Origin of the sequence: Bradyrhizobium sp. SZCCHNS2022 (assembly GCF_032377575.1) — a bacterium.
GTDB lineage: Bacteria > Pseudomonadota > Alphaproteobacteria > Rhizobiales > Xanthobacteraceae > Bradyrhizobium > Bradyrhizobium aeschynomenes.
Map to the genome: position 1 here is coordinate 128,914 of NZ_JAUHHZ010000001.1, position 15,621 is coordinate 144,534.

General features: G+C 65.6%; 16 protein-coding genes. 6 read left to right on the forward strand and 10 right to left on the reverse strand.

Translation table 11 applies throughout. The features are described 5' to 3' along the window. Nucleotides 1-9: 9 nt before the first annotated feature. From QXZ94_RS00590 to QXZ94_RS00600, 3 genes are all read right to left on the reverse strand, one after another. A complete protein-coding gene (locus tag QXZ94_RS00590; protein WP_315718776.1) occupies nucleotides 10-1,935 on the reverse strand; it encodes a diguanylate cyclase in 1,926 nt (641 codons plus the stop codon). 285 nt (nucleotides 1,936-2,220) lie between these two features. Beyond that, nucleotides 2,221-3,120 (reverse strand): MBL fold metallo-hydrolase, encoded by a 900-nt coding sequence (locus tag QXZ94_RS00595; protein WP_315718777.1) that lies wholly within the window; start codon nucleotides 3,118-3,120, stop codon nucleotides 2,221-2,223. Nucleotides 3,121-3,223: 103 nt separating this feature from the next. After that, nucleotides 3,224-3,853, reverse strand: coding sequence for a DsbA family protein (locus QXZ94_RS00600; RefSeq protein ID WP_315718778.1), 630 nt, complete (start codon nucleotides 3,851-3,853; stop codon nucleotides 3,224-3,226). Nucleotides 3,854-3,973: 120 nt separating this feature from the next. On the opposite strand from QXZ94_RS00600, the gene QXZ94_RS00605 reads away from it, so the two are divergent. Further along, a complete protein-coding gene (locus tag QXZ94_RS00605; protein ID WP_172133427.1) occupies nucleotides 3,974-4,882 on the forward strand; it encodes a LysR family transcriptional regulator in 909 nt (302 codons plus the stop codon). Nucleotides 4,883-4,897: 15 nt separating this feature from the next. Here the strand turns inward: QXZ94_RS00605 and QXZ94_RS00610 are convergent, their stop codons facing one another. The 5 genes from QXZ94_RS00610 to QXZ94_RS00630 form a co-directional block, all read right to left on the reverse strand. Next, nucleotides 4,898-5,626 (reverse strand): HAD family hydrolase, encoded by a 729-nt coding sequence (locus QXZ94_RS00610; RefSeq protein ID WP_315718779.1) that lies wholly within the window; start codon nucleotides 5,624-5,626, stop codon nucleotides 4,898-4,900. Between the two features lie 31 nt (nucleotides 5,627-5,657). Beyond that, the gene (gene hemF / locus QXZ94_RS00615; RefSeq protein WP_315718780.1) at nucleotides 5,658-6,545 is read right to left on the reverse strand and encodes an oxygen-dependent coproporphyrinogen oxidase; all 888 of its coding nucleotides are present in this window, start codon (nucleotides 6,543-6,545) and stop codon (nucleotides 5,658-5,660) included. A 104-nt stretch (nucleotides 6,546-6,649) separates the two neighbouring features. Next, nucleotides 6,650-7,018: a 6-pyruvoyl trahydropterin synthase family protein gene (locus QXZ94_RS00620; RefSeq protein ID WP_257166161.1), complete on the reverse strand. Its 369-nt coding sequence runs from the start codon at nucleotides 7,016-7,018 to the stop codon at nucleotides 6,650-6,652. Between the two features lie 16 nt (nucleotides 7,019-7,034). Further along, nucleotides 7,035-7,667 carry a 7-carboxy-7-deazaguanine synthase gene (queE, locus tag QXZ94_RS00625; RefSeq protein ID WP_315718781.1) on the reverse strand — a complete coding sequence of 211 codons (633 nt, stop codon included), beginning with the start codon at nucleotides 7,665-7,667 and terminating at the stop codon, nucleotides 7,035-7,037. Next, the gene (locus QXZ94_RS00630) at nucleotides 7,664-8,149 is read right to left on the reverse strand and encodes a tRNA (cytidine(34)-2'-O)-methyltransferase (protein WP_315718782.1); all 486 of its coding nucleotides are present in this window, start codon (nucleotides 8,147-8,149) and stop codon (nucleotides 7,664-7,666) included. Before QXZ94_RS00630 ends, queE begins: the two co-directional genes overlap by 4 nt. Before the next feature lie 282 nt (nucleotides 8,150-8,431). On the opposite strand from QXZ94_RS00630, the gene petA reads away from it, so the two are divergent. The 4 genes from petA (at nucleotide 8,432) to QXZ94_RS00650 (ending at nucleotide 12,518) form a co-directional block, all read left to right on the forward strand. Next, nucleotides 8,432-8,962, forward strand: coding sequence for a ubiquinol-cytochrome c reductase iron-sulfur subunit (gene petA / locus QXZ94_RS00635; protein ID WP_311975694.1), 531 nt, complete (start codon nucleotides 8,432-8,434; stop codon nucleotides 8,960-8,962). 62 nt (nucleotides 8,963-9,024) lie between these two features. Next, nucleotides 9,025-11,097 carry a cytochrome c1 gene (locus QXZ94_RS00640; protein ID WP_315718783.1) on the forward strand — a complete coding sequence of 691 codons (2,073 nt, stop codon included), beginning with the start codon at nucleotides 9,025-9,027 and terminating at the stop codon, nucleotides 11,095-11,097. Between the two features lie 86 nt (nucleotides 11,098-11,183). Next, nucleotides 11,184-11,516, forward strand: a complete 333-nt coding sequence (locus QXZ94_RS00645; protein WP_315718784.1) for a YnfA family protein — start codon at nucleotides 11,184-11,186, stop codon at nucleotides 11,514-11,516. 327 nt (nucleotides 11,517-11,843) lie between these two features. Next, nucleotides 11,844-12,518 carry a dienelactone hydrolase family protein gene (locus tag QXZ94_RS00650; protein WP_172110839.1) on the forward strand — a complete coding sequence of 225 codons (675 nt, stop codon included), beginning with the start codon at nucleotides 11,844-11,846 and terminating at the stop codon, nucleotides 12,516-12,518. 37 nt (nucleotides 12,519-12,555) lie between these two features. Here QXZ94_RS00650 and QXZ94_RS00655 read toward each other — a convergent pair whose 3' ends face one another. Further along, entirely contained in the window at nucleotides 12,556-12,774 is a 219-nt protein-coding gene (locus QXZ94_RS00655) for a hypothetical protein (RefSeq protein WP_315718785.1), read from the reverse strand. Between the two features lie 372 nt (nucleotides 12,775-13,146). On the opposite strand from QXZ94_RS00655, the gene QXZ94_RS00660 reads away from it, so the two are divergent. Continuing rightward, nucleotides 13,147-14,205: a hypothetical protein gene (locus QXZ94_RS00660; RefSeq protein ID WP_315718786.1), complete on the forward strand. Its 1,059-nt coding sequence runs from the start codon at nucleotides 13,147-13,149 to the stop codon at nucleotides 14,203-14,205. Nucleotides 14,206-14,331: 126 nt separating this feature from the next. Here the strand turns inward: QXZ94_RS00660 and QXZ94_RS00665 are convergent, their stop codons facing one another. Next, a complete protein-coding gene (locus tag QXZ94_RS00665) occupies nucleotides 14,332-15,345 on the reverse strand; it encodes an AraC family transcriptional regulator (protein ID WP_315718787.1) in 1,014 nt (337 codons plus the stop codon). Nucleotides 15,346-15,621 lie beyond the last annotated feature (276 nt).

A 15,621-nucleotide genomic window follows, 5' to 3' on the forward strand; every position in this document is an offset into this window, starting at 1 on the left:
AGCGCCGCCTCAAGCCACCCGATCGGAGGGCGTGTTGGTCCTCGTCTCCGCGCGCGCGACGATGGCATCGAGCGTCGCCACCGCCCGGTTGGTCATCTCGTCGATCGGCGGCACCATGCCGCCGGTGGCGAGTTCGACGCGGTTGCGGCCCTTATGCTTGGCGCGGTACAGAGCGCCGTCGGCGACGCGCAGGATCTCGGTGAGGTCGATGCCGGCCTCGGGATAGGCGGCGACGCCGACCGAGATCGTCACCCGCGGCAGCATGCCGTCGCCATAGCTGATGTTGAGGGCCTCGACGCGGGCGCGCAACTCCTCGGCGCGCAATGCCGCCTCCTCGATCGCGCAGCTTGGCAGCAGCACCACGAACTCCTCGCCGCCGAGACGGCAGGGCATGGCGTCGTCGGCAAACGTGGCCTTGAGGATCTCGCCGATGTGGCGCAGCACGGTGTCGCCCGCCTCATGGCCGTGATTGTCGTTGAACGACTTGAAGTGATCGATGTCCAGCGTCACCACGCTGACCGGCGTGCGGCTGCGCGCGGCGCGCAGCAATTCGCGGCGTGCGGTCTCGACCAGACAGCGGCGGTTGTTCAGCCCGGTCAGCGCATCGCGCAGCGACTGATCGCGCAGGCCCTCGCGCAGCTTCACATTGGCGATCGCGATCGACAGATGCTCGGCGCAGGCGAGGCCGAGACGGGCGCGATCGGCGAAGCGCGCCTTGGCCTCCGCCGCGGTCTCGTTGCCTTTGAAGTTGTACTCGACGTGCAGCAGGCCGACGGTCTCGCCATGGGCGAGGATCGGAATGCAGCAGTAGTTCTCATTGACCTCGTCGTGCACGTGATCGCAGCGGAATTCGACCTCGCTCGTGCCGTGGATGTAGACGTGGCCGCGGCGCAGGCTCCAGCAATCGTCGGGGTGCAGGGAGCGGGTCGTCGAGGCGCCGTTCCATTCGGCGGCGACCTCGAGCACGTCGCGGCTGTCGGCATAGATGTAGAGGGTGCCGGTGCATTCCGGCATCAGGCCACCGAGCACCGTCGAGATCATCTGGTACAGCTCTGGCTCCGACTTCGCCGATTGCAGCCATTCGCTGAGCTCGGACAGCGTCCGGGTCGCGGCGTTGAGACGCTCGTTCTCGACCAGGCTGGTGCGGAAGACAGCCAGCGCCCGCGCCATCATGCCGAGCTCGTTGGTATGATCGGCATAGGGGATCTCGGTCTGCAGCTCGCCCTTGGCGATTGCCTCCATGCTGCGGGTGATGCGGAAGATCGGCATCGACACGTCATGAATGACGAACAGCAGCGTGGCGAGCCCGATCATGACGCTGACGCCGTTGACCGACCACAGCACGATCCGGAAGATCTGAGCGTCCAGCGTGGCGTCGGCGATGGCGCTGTCGGCCCGATGATCGGCGAGCTTGATGCCGTGCCCGATGGCGTCGACCACCGCCTGGAAGACCGGCGGCGTCTCGATGTTGACGACGTGCTCCAGGCGGTCGCGATCGGCGCCGACCTCCGGCTCGAGCATCACCGCCTGCTGCTTCTGGTACATGTCCCATTTGTTGACGAACTGGTCGAACGCCATCTTCATCGGCGCGTCGCTGCCGATCGTGTCCCTGAAGCGCGCGATCTGGGCGTCGACATCGGTGGTACGGCGTCGCAGCTCCTGCTCGGCCGCAGCGCGCGGCTCGGTCGCCGTGGACAGTGCGGCACGGATCGCGACGAGGTGAGCATGGGCGATATCGACGTCGAGATCGCCGAGAGCGCGGATCTTCGGCAGCCGGTCGCGGTTGATGCTCTCGACCGCGTCCTGCAACGCCGACAGCCGCATCGTCGCCAGCACCGATACGCCGCCGAGGATCAGCAGCAGGAGGAAGACGGAGGTCAGGAGCGAGTTCTTGATCGACACGCTCAACGAGATCTGCGGCAGATTGAGAGCCATGACACCGATGCTGCACCAACGGCTTGCGATCGGTCGAAGCGGCACGCACGGGCCGGCCGCCTTGTCCCCCTCCAAGCCCCGCAGTCATCAGACGCAGGGCCGATTTCGATTGGGTTACGGTTGCTCCGTAGGGCACCGGGGGGCGCCGCGAACGGCGCGGCTGGTTAAGGTCCGGTGTGCCGGCAGGGTGAATGCCGCGTGAACGTGCCGCCCGGCATGGCGCGCGAGCGCCATATCGAGTGCCGCATTTGGACTAATCGACTGCGCCACGAAGGCGGGGCTGCCTCAGCCCCACTTCATCTCGCCCTTCGTCACCTTGGCGCCGATGTCGAGGGCGACGCCCATGCCGAGGTCGGGAAACTTCGCCTCCATCGCGGCCTTCAGCGCCGCGGCGTCCTTGGCCTTGTCGAGCTCCTCCTCGAACGCGATGAGATAGGCCTTGGTGTGCCGGACGCCGGACAGATCAGTTGCGGCATCGGCGACGGCATGACCGGCAACCACGACGGCCGGCGCGCGTGCGGCGATCTTGTCGAGGGCGGCGATCCAGGCCGCGCGCTGCTCCTTGGTCGACGTGTCGGCAGTCCAGACATGGACGCCCGAGAAGATCATCACGCCGCCGAACACCGCCTTGAGCGAGCGCACCCAGAGATAGCGGCGGTTGGCGAGCCCCTCGGCTGCGACGATCTCGACCGTTTCGCCATCGACCGTGAGCGACGCGCCGTCAAAAGCCTCGGGCAGCACGATATCGGCCATCGTCTGCGGGCCGTTCTCCTTCAGCTGCGGTCCCCACACCGCGAGCTTCTTCTCGACGTTGCCCTTGATCGCCTCGATGGTTGCCGTCGCGGCGATCACCTTCGCGCCCGGGAAAGCCTCCCGAATCGGCTTGAGGCTGAAATAGTAGTCGGGGTCCGACTGGCTGACATAGATCGCCGTGAGTTTCTTGCCGCTCGCCTTGATGGCGGCGGCCACCGCACGGCCATCCGGATAGTTGAAGCCGCCATCGATCAGCATCGCCTCGGTTTGGCCCGAAAGCAGCACGGGCGCGCGGAAGAAGCCGTTCGGGCCTGCCGGGAAATGCGTCCAGCTGAGCTTGCTCTCGGCGGCATGGCCGCTTCCGGACGAGCCGAGAACGGCTGCGGCGGTTCCTGCTACTACTGACGTCATGATCTGTCTCCGTGTGGGCATCGTGGTCTCCTTGGCGTCGTAAATGATGGAGCGGGGCAACCGGCCGCGCTCCGGCGGCCCGCAACGGCCGGTTGAGGTGGGAATGTTGGTGGTGCCGACTGGGTCAGCCCGCTCGAAGCTGCGCGAGCAGACCATCGATCGGTTCGTACAGCACGCTGCCGGGCAGCGATCTCTGGTCGGCGTCATCACCGGCCAGCAGCGACGGGACGCCGGACAACCCGTGGCGTCGCATCAAGCTCTGCGCGGTTTGAATCCGGCGGCCATGGGTTTCGACGAGCGAATGATCCCGCTTCAGCATCCGCTCGGCGGCGGCTGCGAGGCCCAGTGATAGAAGGATCTCGCCCACGCCGGCGACGCTCACGATGTCCTGCCCTTGCACATAACGCGCAAGCTGTAGCTCCTTCAGGGCGGTGATCTCGCGACCGGGATCGGTGATGTGAACCGCCGTCAGGCCGAGCGAGGCAGCCGTCGAGTCGAACGCGCCGCCAGCTCCGAGGATGCGCTTGCGGTAGTCGTCGGAGAAGCGCTGCCCGGTCAGCTTGGCGATGCGCTGATCGTTGCTCCAGGCATATTCGGCAAACTGCGCATCCATCCTGCCGGCACCGCGACCTCCGAACAGGCCGGTGGGCAGCAGCTCGAGCGCGATGTCGTCGACGGCCGCGAGCTTTTCGATCGCCGGGCCGGCGCCGTAGCACCATCCGCACAACGGATCGAACAGATAGGTCAATCGCATGTCCACGCCTCTTCTTGGTTCGGCATCACATCGACATAGCGCGTTCTCTTTTGTTTAGAAGCAGGGCATAATCAGACAGACTGTATGCTTGTGACAGACAATTAAGCGGAGGCCGTGGACGTGGAGCCGATCAATCTCAATCGCCTCGTCTACTTTGCAGCGGTGGTGGACTCCGCCTCGTTCACCCGCGCGGCCGACCGGCTCGGGATCACCAAGGCGGTGGTCAGCCAGCAGGTCGCCCAGCTCGAGCGCGAGCTGAAGACGGACCTGCTGGTGCGGACCACGCGTCGCGTCGAGCCGACGGAAGCCGGGCGGCTGCTGCACGCGCGGTGTGCCGCGATCCTGCGAGAGGCCGAGAGCGCGATGGCCGAGCTGGCGCAGACCAACGCCGTACCGATGGGCCTGCTGCGCATCGCTGCCCCGAACGACTACGGCACCTGCATTCTCGCCCCGGTCGTGACGGCGTTCTCGCGGACCTATCCCGCCTGTCGCATCGAACTGATCCTCTCCGACAGCAAGGTCGACCTCATCGCGAGCCAGATCGATCTTTCGATCCGCGTGGGATGGCTCGACGACTCCACGCTGCAGACGCGCCGTATCGGCAGCTTCCGTCAGTTGCTGGTGGCCGCTCCGGGGGTGGTCAAGCGCGTCGCGCATCCGAGGGACCTCGCCTCGCTGCCGTTCGTGGCGAACGCAGCGCTGAAGGAGCCGCTCGCGTGGCAATTCACGAGAGGCGACAGCGAGCGCGAAAGCGTCCGGATGAGCCGGGCGCTGACCATCAACACGACGCCTGCGGTGCTCGCTGCGACCTTGGCCGGCGGCGGTCTGGCGGTGCTGCCCGATTTCCTGATCAGGGACGATCTCGCAGCCGGCCGGCTCGTTCCCATCCTGCCGTCCTGGACGCTGCCCGCCGGCGGCATCCATGCGGTCTATCCCGCCGCGCGATTCCGCGCGCCGAAAGTCACGGCCTTCGTGGCGATGCTGATGGAGGAGCACAAGCGGTCCGCGCCGCCGAAGCGACCGAGATGAGCGCGGCCCGGCGGCCTAGCGGGCGGGCACCAGCTCGGTCAGCGAGCGGATGATGCGGTCCGGCTTGACCTGAGTACCCTCGGGCAGGCCGTCGCCGTGGACGTCGATCCAAATCGAATAGATGCCGAGCCGCTGCGGCGCCTCGATCTCCCATTCCAGATTGTCGCCGATCATCCAGGTGTCCCCGGGGCCGACGCCGAGCCGCTCCATCGCGTGCCAATAGGCGCGCTCCTCCGGCTTGCCGAAACCGTGCTCGCCCTCGATCTGGATGTGGTCGAAGCGGTGCGCCAGCGCGAAGCGCTCGATCTTGGCGCGCTGTTGCCCGGCTTCGCCATTGGTGACCAGCGCGAGCTTGATGCCGCGCGCCTTGAATTCGTCGATGGCCTCATGCGCGCCGGGGAAGACGAACATCTGCTCGTCGCGATAGGCCGTGAAGCGGTCGGCAACCCGAACGGCAAGCTCGACGGGCAGGGCAGGGCCGTGGCTCGCCAGCGCCGCGAAGCCGCGCTTGACCACCTCCTGGCGCGCCTGGATCAGCTTCATCCGCCACTCGGCGCCGGCGACCGACCAGAAGCTGCGCGCCGAGGCCAGGATCGCGGCCGCCACCGCCTGGGACGAATGCGGTTGAAGCTCGTCGGCGAACTCGGTGGCGACGATGTTCCAGGCGATCTCGGGTCGGCCATAGGCCGACAGGATGGTGTCGTCCATGTCGATCAGCATGGCGCGGGGCAGGGCGGTGGTCATATCAAGCTTACGGGTCAATCAAACCAGGGTTTCAGGGCCATTTCACTTCGGGCGGCATCGACGACAATATGGACTCCACATTGCCACCGGTTTTCAGCCCAAATGTGGTGCCACGGTCATAAAGCAGGTTGAATTCGACGTAGCGGCCGCGGCGGATCAGCTGCTCCTCGCGGTCGGCGTCGGTCCATTCAGCGCTGACATTGCGCCGGACCAGCTCCGGATAGACGGTCAGGAAGGCGCGGCCGACGGCCTGCGTGAAGGCGAGATCGGCCTCCCAGTCGCCGGAGTCGTGGTGGTCGTAGAAGATGCCGCCGATGCCGCGCGGCTCCTTGCGGTGGGGCAGATAGAAGTACTCGTCGCACCACTTCTTGTACTTGTCGTAAGGGGCCACGGCCGCGTGCGCATCGCAGGCGCTCTTCATCGCGGCGTGGAAGGCGACCGTATCCGGGTCCTCCTGGGTGCGCCGGCGATCCAGCACGGGGGTGAGATCGGCGCCGCCGCCGAACCAGGCCTTGGTGGTGACGACGAAGCGGGTGTTCATGTGCACCGCCGGCACATGCGGCGACCACAGATGCGCGATCAGCGAGATGCCGGAGGCCCAGAACCGCGGGTCCTCGGCGGCGCCGGGGATCTGGCTGCGGAATTCCGGCGCGAACTCGCCATGCACGGTCGAGCAGTGCACGCCGACCTTCTCGAACAGCCGGCCGTGCATCATGCTCATGACGCCGCCGCCGCCATGTCCGCCGCCATGGTCGGTGCGCTCCCAGGGCGCGCGCACGAAGCGGGCGGGCGCGCGCGGATACAGCTCGGCCGGCGCCTCGTCCTCGAGCCGCTCGAACGCCGCGCAGATCTGGTCGCGCAGGCTCTCGAACCAGGCGCGGGCGCGGGCCTTGCGATCCTCGATGGCGGCAGTGGTCATGGACGTCCCCCTGGCACGTTGGCGCTCACCGCGCTGTCAAGACTCCATGACAGTCGCAAGTGACAGCGCTGTTGTCGCTGCAGGTGAGGTCCTACCACAATCGATCAGTCCTGCGGACCGAAATAGGTGCAGGTCTCGCGGCAGCTGTCGCGGTGGACGCTGACCTTGGTGACGTGGCCGATGGAGCGGACGCGCTCATAGATGAAGCGCGACAGGTTCTCCAGGGTCGGCAGCCCGATCGCCTCGATCTTGTTCAAGAACTTGTGGTCGAGCATGGCCTGGATCTCGCCCAGGCGCTGCGTCAGCACGCCGAAATCGACCACCATGCCGGTCTCCGGATTGGTGGTGGCGCCGCGCACCGTGACCTCGGCGCGGAAGGAATGGCCGTGGATCTCCTGGCTGGCCTCGCCGAGCGTGGTGATCGGCAGCGTATGCGCGGCCTCGAAGGTGAAAGACTTGGTCAATTCCCACATCGGTTCAGTCACAATCCTATCTGATGCCGATCATCTTGTGTGTCTGCAGGCTGAGCCGCCATTGCGGATGATGCTGGCAGTAATCGATGGCGCGCGCCGTATTCGCCGCGGCCTCCGGCCCGTCCATCGGCTGCAGCGAGAAACGCTCGAAGGCGAGCCCCTCGAAACGCTCCGGCTCGGCGCCATCCTGCGGATAGACCAGCTTCAGCTCATGACCCTGCCGGAGCTTCAGCTCGGCCCCGGCTTTGGGGCTGACGCAGATCCAGTCGATGCCATCGGGCGGAATGAGCGTTCCGTTGGTCTCGATCCCCACGGCGAAGCCCTGGGCATGGAGGGCGGCGATCAGCTCGGCATCGACCTGCAGCAGCGGCTCGCCGCCGGTGAGGATCGTATAGCGGGAGGCCGCCCCGCCTGTCCATTGCCCGGCGATCGCGGCGGCGAGATCAGCGGCGCTGTCGTACCGTCGGCCCAGCGTGCCGTCGGTGCCGACGAAGTCGGTGTCGCAGAACCGGCACGTCGCAGTTGCGCGATCGGCCTCGCGGCCGCTCCACAGGTTGCAGCCGGCGAAGCGGCAGAACACGGCGGCCCGCCCCGCCTGGGCGCCTTCGCCCTGCAGGGTCATGAAGATTTCCTTCACCGCGTAGCTCACGCTTCCTCTCCTTGGTCAGATTGCAATTGGACGAAATGTCCAACCTGGCGCAGCGCCTCGCCGGCGGCCATCGCCGCCGCCATCGCGACATTCAGCGAGCGCAGCCCCGGCTTGAGCGGAATGCGCAGCTGCGCATCGGCCGCCTCCGCCACCGTGTCGGGCACGCCGGCGCTCTCGCGTCCAAGCAGCAGGATGTCGTCCGGCCGATAGGTCACGTCCAGATAGGACGTCGTGGCCTTGGTCGTCAGCAGCAGCAGGCGATGGCCGGCCGCCGCTCGCCAGCGCTCGAAGGCACTCCAGGAATCGTGGCGCCGCCATTCCAGCTGGTCGAGATAGTCCATGCCGGCGCGCCGGAAATGGCGGTCCGACACCGGAAAGCCCGCGGGCTCAATGATGTGGGCCGCGAGCCCGAGGCAGGCGCACAGGCGTAGAATCGTTCCGGTGTTCTGCGGAATGTCGGGCTGATAGAGCGCGATCTGCATGCGAATTGGTCTTAAGGATGATGCGGAAAGTCCGCTTCGCCAGCGGGAATTGGTGCATGGCGTGCTGCGGGGCCGATAGCGGGCTTGCGCTCGTATCGCAAGGGTGCCAATAGAACGATTCTGGACAGCTTGTTCCTACCGGGGCGGTAGTACGAGCTGTTTTCTGCCGCCGCGGGGGACGCGGGCGCCGGCAGGCATCTCCCGGTCACGTGATCTCCAACGGCGAGATCCCACGACGTCGAGCGGGGCGGTTCCACCGGCTGCAACGAAGAAAGGGTTGGAATCGTGACAGCGTCTACTGCGGATCATCCGACACGCCGGGATTTTCTATTCGTCGCCACGGGCGCGACCGCAGCGGTCGGTGGTGTGGCCGCCCTGTGGCCCTTCATCTCCCAGATGAATCCCGATGCCTCGACCATCGCGGCCGGTGCGCCGATCGAGGTCGACCTCACGCCGGTGGCCGAAGGTCAGGACATCAAGGTGTTCTGGCGCGGCAAGCCGATCTACATCTCCCACCGCACCAAGAAGCAGGTCGAGGAGGTTCGCGCCGTCCCGGTCTCGAGCCTGATCGATCCGGCGACCGACCAGTCCCGCACCAAGGACGGCCACGAGCAGTGGCTGGTCGTCATCGGCATCTGCACCCATCTCGGCTGCATCCCGATCGCGCATGAAGGCAATTACGACGGCTTCTTCTGCCCGTGCCACGGCTCGCAATACGATGCGTCGGGTCGCGTCCGCCAGGGACCGGCGCCGCTGAACCTGCCCGTCCCGCCCTATCAGTTCGTTTCCGACACCAAGATCCAGATCGGCTGAGCGGACGTTACGCCCGCAAGCTCAAGCTCGATCGTGCAAGATAATTCTTTCAGGAACGCATCATGAGTGGACCTTCTGACTACCAGCCGAGCCACCCCGCCTTGAAGTGGTTCGAGCAGCGACTCCCCATCATCGGCCTGGTCCACTCGTCCTTCGTTGCCTATCCGACGCCGCGGAACCTGAACTACTGGTGGACGTTCGGCGCCATCCTCTCGATGATGCTGGGCGTGCAGATCCTGACCGGCGTCATCCTGGCGATGCACTATACGCCGCACGCCGACCTCGCCTTCAAGTCGGTCGAGCTGATCGTCCGCGACGTGAACTACGGCTGGCTGCTGCGCAACATGCATGCCTGCGGCGCGTCGATGTTCTTCCTCGCCGTCTACATCCACATGTTCCGCGGCCTCTATTACGGGTCATACAAGGCGCCGCGCGAGGTGCTCTGGATCCTCGGCGTCATCATCTATCTCCTGATGATGGCCACGGGCTTCATGGGCTACGTGCTGCCGTGGGGCCAGATGAGCTTCTGGGGCGCCACCGTCATCACCAACCTGTTCTCGGCCGTGCCTTATTTCGGCGAGAGCATCGTGACCCTGCTGTGGGGCGGCTACTCCGTCGGCAATCCCACCCTGAACCGCTTCTTCGCGCTCCACTATCTGCTGCCGTTCCTGATCGCCGGCGTGGTCGTGCTGCACGTCTGGGCGCTGCACGTGGCCGGGCAAAACAACCCGGCCGGCGTCGAGCCGAAGACCGAGAAGGACATGGTGCCGTTCACGCCGTACGCGACGATCAAGGACTTCTTCGGCGTCACCTGCTTCCTGATCTTCTATTCCTGGTTCATCTTCTACATGCCGAACTATCTCGGCGAGGCCGACAACTACATTCCGGCCAACCCGGCGGTGACGCCGGCGCACATCGTGCCCGAATGGTACTACCTGCCGTTCTACGCGATCCTGCGCTCGATTCCGAACAAGCTGGCCGGCGTCGTGGCGATGTTCGCCGCGATCATCGTGCTGGTGTTCCTGCCCTGGCTCGACTCGGCCAAGACCCGCTCGAACAAGTACCGGCCGCTCGGCAAGCAGTTCTTCTGGATCTTCTTCATCGTCTGCATCGGCCTCGGCTATCTCGGCGCCCAGCCGCCGGAGGGCGTCTACGTCGTGCTCGGCCGCATCCTGACGGTCTTGTACTTCGCCTACTTCCTGATCGTGCTGCCGTTGCTCGCCCGCATCGAGACGCCGCGGCCGCTGCCGAACTCGATCGCCGACGACGTGCTGGCGAAGTCCGGCCGCAAGGCGGCGCCGATGGTCTCGACGGTGATCGCGCTGGTCGCGGCGGTGTCGCTGCTCGCCGGCGGCATGAGCGACGCCCGTGCCAGCGAAGGGCAGGAGAACCCGCCGTCGGCCAAGTGGTCGTTTGCCGGTCCGTTCGGCACCTTCGATCGCGGCGCCGTGCAGCGGGGCCTCAAGGTCTACAAGGAAGTCTGCTCGAACTGCCATTCGCTGCAATATGTGGCGTTCCGCAACCTCGCCGAGCCCGGCGGTCCCGGCTACTCGCCGGCCCAGGCGGCGGCTTTTGCGGCCGAGTACAAGGTCAAGGACGGTCCGAACGACGCCGGTGACATGTTCGAGCGTCCGGGCCGCCCGGCGGACTACTTCCCGTCGCCGTTCCCGAACGAGCAGGCCGCGCGTGCCGCCAATGGCGGCGCCGCTCCGCCCGACCTGTCGCTGATCGCCAAGGCCCGTTCCTATAAGCGCGGCTTCCCCTGGTTCATCATCGACTTCTTCACCCAGTTCCAGGAGCAGGGCCCGAACTATATCAACGCGCTGCTGCAGGGCTATGAAGACAACCCGCCGCACGGCGTGACCATTCCGGAAGGCTCGTACTACAACAAGTACTTCCCCGGCCACGCGATCAAGATGCCGAAGCCGATTTCGGACGGCCAGGTGACCTATGACGACGGCTCGCCCACGACCGTCGCCCAGTACGCCCACGACGTCGCGACCTTCCTGATGTGGACCGCCGAGCCGCACATGGAAGCCCGCAAGCGCCTCGGCTACCAGGTCTTCATCTTCCTGATCATCTTCGCCGGCCTGATGTACTTCACCAAGAAGCGTGTCTGGGCCGCCGCGCACTGAGCGGGGCAACGAGTCGACGCGACGGAAAAGCCCCTCCGGGGGCTTTTTTGTTGCCCGAGCGAAGCCGTCATAGGGGAGTTCACCGGATGTCCTCGCTGCTGGCCTTCGCCGGCGCCGCCGTTCTCGAGATCGCCGGCTGCTTCGCGTTCTGGTCCTGGCTGCGCCTCGGCCAGTCGCCGCTGTGGCTGCTGCCTGGAATCGCCGCGTTGGCCGGCTTCGCCGCGCTGCTCACCATCGCCGACAGCCCGCTCGCCGGTCGCGCCTACGCCGCCTATGGCGGCATCTACATCGCTGCGGCGCTGTCGTGGGGCTGGCTGGTCGAAGGCCATCGCCCGGATGTCTGGGACGTCGCCGGCGCGTCGATCTGCCTCGTCGGTATGGCCGTGATCCTGTTCGCGCCGCGCGCGATGCCGGTGTAGTGCGCGTAGCCGCCTCCAGCCGGAAGCTTCCGAGCCACAAGTGCACTCTCTCCGTCATTCCGGGGCGCGCGGAGGGCGAGCCCGGAATCCATATCCACAGGCCGGCACGTGGCGAAGAACAGCGTCACGCCGATTCCGGATCCTCATCGTCAGTCGTGGTTATGGATTCCGGGCTCGCCCTTCGGGCGCCCCGGAATGACCGAGTATCAGGGGAGAACGGCCGCTGCGCTCACGTTCGAGCGAAGCTGGCGCGCCTGTTGTCGCACCTTCACGGGATTTGCGGTAAACCGCATGCCCAATTCCCAATCAGAAACGACGGAGGACCACATGGGCACCCTGATCAGCTTCAAGCGCCCCGACGGCCAGGAGGCCAAGGGCTATCTTGCCAAGGCGGCAAAGGCCGATGCGCCGGGCGTCGTCGTCATTCAGGAATGGTGGGGTCTGCAGGACCAGATCAAGGGGATGTGCGACCGCTTCGCGCTGGCCGGCTTCAATGCCCTGGCGCCCGATCTCTACAAGGGCACCGTGGTGCCGTATCACGACACGGACGCTGCGGGGCGCGAGATGAACTCGCTCGACTTCATGGATGCGACCACCCAGACCGTGCGCGGCGCCGCGCAATATCTGGCGCGCAACGGTGCCAAGGTCGGACTCACCGGCTTCTGCCTCGGCGGCGCGGTGACGATCATCGGTGCCACCCGGATCGACGAGCTCACGGCCGGCGTGGTGTTCTACGGCATTCCGCCGGAGCAGGCGGCCAAGCCCGCCGACGTCAAGATTCCGCTACAGGCGCATTTCGCCAACAAGGACGATTGGTGCACGCCGGCGCTGGTGGATGGTTTCGAGAAAGCGATGCAAGCCGCGGGCAAATCGCTCGAGCTGTATCGCTACGATGCCGAGCATGCCTTCGTGAACGAGCAGCGCATGACGGTGCACGATCGCGCCGCGGCCGAACTCGCCTGGGGCCGCGCCACGGCGTTCTTCCACAAGCATCTCGGATGATCTGAGGGATTCGCGCCGAACGACCGAACCGCGCGGGTCAGACCGCGCGGGCGGTCTCGGCGTCGGTCGGCAGGGGCTCGGTCTCGTCGCCGACCGAATCGTTGTTCGTCGGATCCGCAGAGACCGCGCTGGCCGCCCCGTCGGCGGAGCGCCGTCGACGCTTCATCCTCTTCGCCTGCGCTTCGAGGAAGCAATCGAGCAGCGTCTGCTGCTTCGGGAGCGCATGCGACACGGAAGGCTGTTTGCCGCGAGCCATGTTAACCAAGGTAATTCAATATGGTTAACCAATCATTGCCACACTATTGCAGATTGACAACAGTGTTGCCCTCGTGCCGAGCCAAGTTATGTAACTTTTTGGGCTCAGGGCAACCGCGGATAGGTGAAAAGGGCTGTGCGCACGCGCGCAACATGAGGTTGTGATGGCGGTCACAGCCGGCAGCTGCAGTTTTTTCGCCTCTTGCCGACGTCATATGCCCGCGAATCACCGTTGATTTGCGGGGATTCGCCCGGTGATCATGTTCGCAGGCGCTGCCGCGTGTTCGCGAGACGAACGATGGGGGCTGCCCCGTTGCATTGCAAAAGCAATCTGAGGTAGCATCATCAGGTCCTTATGCTGACGGAGAGAGCCGTGCGTGTGGCCTTTGCGCTGGCCGGGCTGGGCGGCTTGAACGCCCATGGCGCCGGCTTCCTCGACACCGCCCGCGCCTGGGGCGTCACCCCCGATCTGGTCACGGCGACCTCTGGCCAGATCCTGGTGCTGTCGGCGTGGTTGCAGGGGCTGGACCTGCGCGACCAGCTGATCTCTTCGGATCGTCTCCGTGATCCCACCTCGCAGCTGCGCACCGTGATGTTCGGCTATCCCGGTGTGTTTCGGCCGGCCTATGCGGAGGCGTTGACGCGGTTTGTCTCGTGGCCGGACTGGCGCGACGGACCGTTCAACGTGATCGCCGACCGGCTGCTGCCGGCCCAGCAATATGTCCCGGTGCGCAGCGAGGCCGATTTCATGCACGCCGCGGAGACGCTGAACGGCACCCCGATCGGCGTCGTGTTCAACACCTACGACCCCGAGACCGGCACCGGCTGCCTCTATGGCAACGACGCCGCGCGGGCGCTGCTGCCGTCGGAGAAGTCGATTCCCAACGCCCATGGCGCAAAGGCGCGGCAGTCGGCGGCCAAGCGCGACCGCCGCTACGCCTCCGACGTTTCGGCCGAGCGCACGATCCGCCCGATCACGCCGGAGGCGATCAAGGCGGCGCTGTGGCTGTCGCTGTACGGCTTCGCCAAGCTGCCCGAGGGACAGATGGACGGGGCCTATCACCGCGCCTGCATCGTCTCCGAGCTGCACGGCTTCGACCGCATCTTCGCCGTCCGCCCGCTCGCTGGGGGATGGCAGGGTGAAGTGCCGCAAAACTGGTTCGAGGTGCAGGACTGGACGTACGAGATGTGGTTCTCGGTCGGCTACAAGGCCGAGGTCGACGCGCTCAAGCGCATCAACGACCTGATCGCGGCGGGCGTCATCACCGATCCGAAATACAAGAGCGTCGACCTGGTCGAGATCCAGCCGGAGACGCCGGCCGGCTATTTCAACTACTTCGTCGAGCGCGGCGAGGTGTATGAGAGCGCGGTGGTGGCAACGGAGCTGAAGTTTGCCGAGCTCGGGCTGGTGAAGCCGGCGGAGCAGGCGTAGTCGACCGGGCAGGGGCCTGGCGCCGCTAGAGCATGATCCGGAAAAGTGGAAACCGGTTTTCCGAAAAGATCATGCTCAAACAAAGAGATAAGATGATGATGCGTTTCCGCCGAAACGCATCATGATCTACGACGCGCTGGAATCGAGATCGTCCGTGGCAGGATGTCCCTGCCTGCTGCGCGCCTTTCGCAGCGTCTCCGAGGGCAACTCGCCCATTGCGCTGCGATATTCCGAGGCGAACCGGCCGAGATTGCCAAAGCCGCATCTGAAGGCGACGGAGACGACGCTGGTGGCTTCATCGGGCGTTCCAAGCAGCTCCGACGCGCGCCGCAGTCGCACGCGCTTGACGAACTGGCCCGGCGATCCCCGTCCTGCTTCCGAGAACTCCCGGAAGATCGACCTCACGCTCACATGGGTCATGGCGGCGATCTTCTCCATGTCGAGCGGCTCGTCCCAATGCGCCTCGATATACGACTCGACGAGGTCGACGACGGTGCGGTTGGCGCGCGGCGGGGTGACGTGCAGTTCGTTGCTGAAATTGTGCCGATGAGCCAGCAGCAGCCGGATCATCAGGCTTCGCTCGAACTCGGCGATCGCCACGGGGGAGTAGTTCTGCCCGAATTTCTGCAACTCGTCCGCGGCCCTGAAGACATCCTGGCGAACGAAGGCCATCACCGTCGGATCCGGAATGTCGTCGTCCTCGAAGCTCAATGCGCGATCGCCGTCGTCGCCAAGGATGGCCTGCAGCAGGCGTTGCAGCGGTGCAGCCTCGACCCTCAACACCAGCTGGCGATAACCTGCGGGAAATTCCAGATCCAGCTTCGAATGTCCGCATACCAGGGGGCTCCACGCCGCAATCGCGTGATCCACGCCGCCGAGCCGATACCTTGCCGTTCCCCGGATCGAAAAGAACTGCCTGATGATCGTCGATTCCGGAAACGCAACCGACGTCGCGCCGTCATATCCGCAGAACGCGAGGCCGGTGGTCTTCAGCTGCGCGAGATTGGCTTCGGCGCCGAAATTGGCGTCGCCGCTTTCGAAACGGTCGACGCCGTAGACGCTGATCATGCGATCGCGCACGAACTCGCTGTCGCGTGATCGAAACAGCGGATAGCGATCGAGATATGAGAGGTCGCGCAATCAGTCCCCGCCTGGTCCTTGACCTCACGAGACGCCGGCTTCGCTTGATTGCAAATCCGAGCCGTTGCGAAAGGCGATGCTGAGGAAGGTCGGCGTTTCGTGAATCCGAGTCAAGGAGCCGCAATGTTCCATGGTGTGACTCTGTGGTCTTACTGGCCTGATCAAGACAGGCACCGCGAGTGAATGGGCCTGCCCTTTGCGGGGCTGGCGGTCATCATGCGCTGCATCAGCGTACCGTTTTTGCAGCTCAACCGGCAGCCGGACGGGATGTTGACT

What these genes read in the sequence shown, in the direction of transcription:
- hemF (WP_315718780.1), bottom strand. Translation starts at nt 6,545, where the DNA reads ATGACCACTGCCGCCATCGAGGATCGCAAGGCCCGCGCCCGCGCCTGG.
- QXZ94_RS00620 (WP_257166161.1), bottom strand. Translation starts at nt 7,018, where the DNA reads ATGTGGGAATTGACCAAGTCTTTCACCTTCGAGGCCGCGCATACGCTG.
- QXZ94_RS00640 (WP_315718783.1), top strand. Translation starts at nt 9,025, where the DNA reads ATGAGTGGACCTTCTGACTACCAGCCGAGCCACCCCGCCTTGAAGTGG.
- QXZ94_RS00645 (WP_315718784.1), top strand. Translation starts at nt 11,184, where the DNA reads ATGTCCTCGCTGCTGGCCTTCGCCGGCGCCGCCGTTCTCGAGATCGCC.
- QXZ94_RS00610 (WP_315718779.1), bottom strand. Translation starts at nt 5,626, where the DNA reads ATGACCACCGCCCTGCCCCGCGCCATGCTGATCGACATGGACGACACC.
- QXZ94_RS00595 (WP_315718777.1), bottom strand. Translation starts at nt 3,120, where the DNA reads ATGCCCACACGGAGACAGATCATGACGTCAGTAGTAGCAGGAACCGCC.
- QXZ94_RS00630 (WP_315718782.1), bottom strand. Translation starts at nt 8,149, where the DNA reads ATGCAGATCGCGCTCTATCAGCCCGACATTCCGCAGAACACCGGAACG.
- QXZ94_RS00590 (WP_315718776.1), bottom strand. Translation starts at nt 1,935, where the DNA reads ATGGCTCTCAATCTGCCGCAGATCTCGTTGAGCGTGTCGATCAAGAAC.
- QXZ94_RS00650 (WP_172110839.1), top strand. Translation starts at nt 11,844, where the DNA reads ATGGGCACCCTGATCAGCTTCAAGCGCCCCGACGGCCAGGAGGCCAAG.
- QXZ94_RS00600 (WP_315718778.1), bottom strand. Translation starts at nt 3,853, where the DNA reads ATGCGATTGACCTATCTGTTCGATCCGTTGTGCGGATGGTGCTACGGC.
- QXZ94_RS00655 (WP_315718785.1), bottom strand. Translation starts at nt 12,774, where the DNA reads ATGGCTCGCGGCAAACAGCCTTCCGTGTCGCATGCGCTCCCGAAGCAG.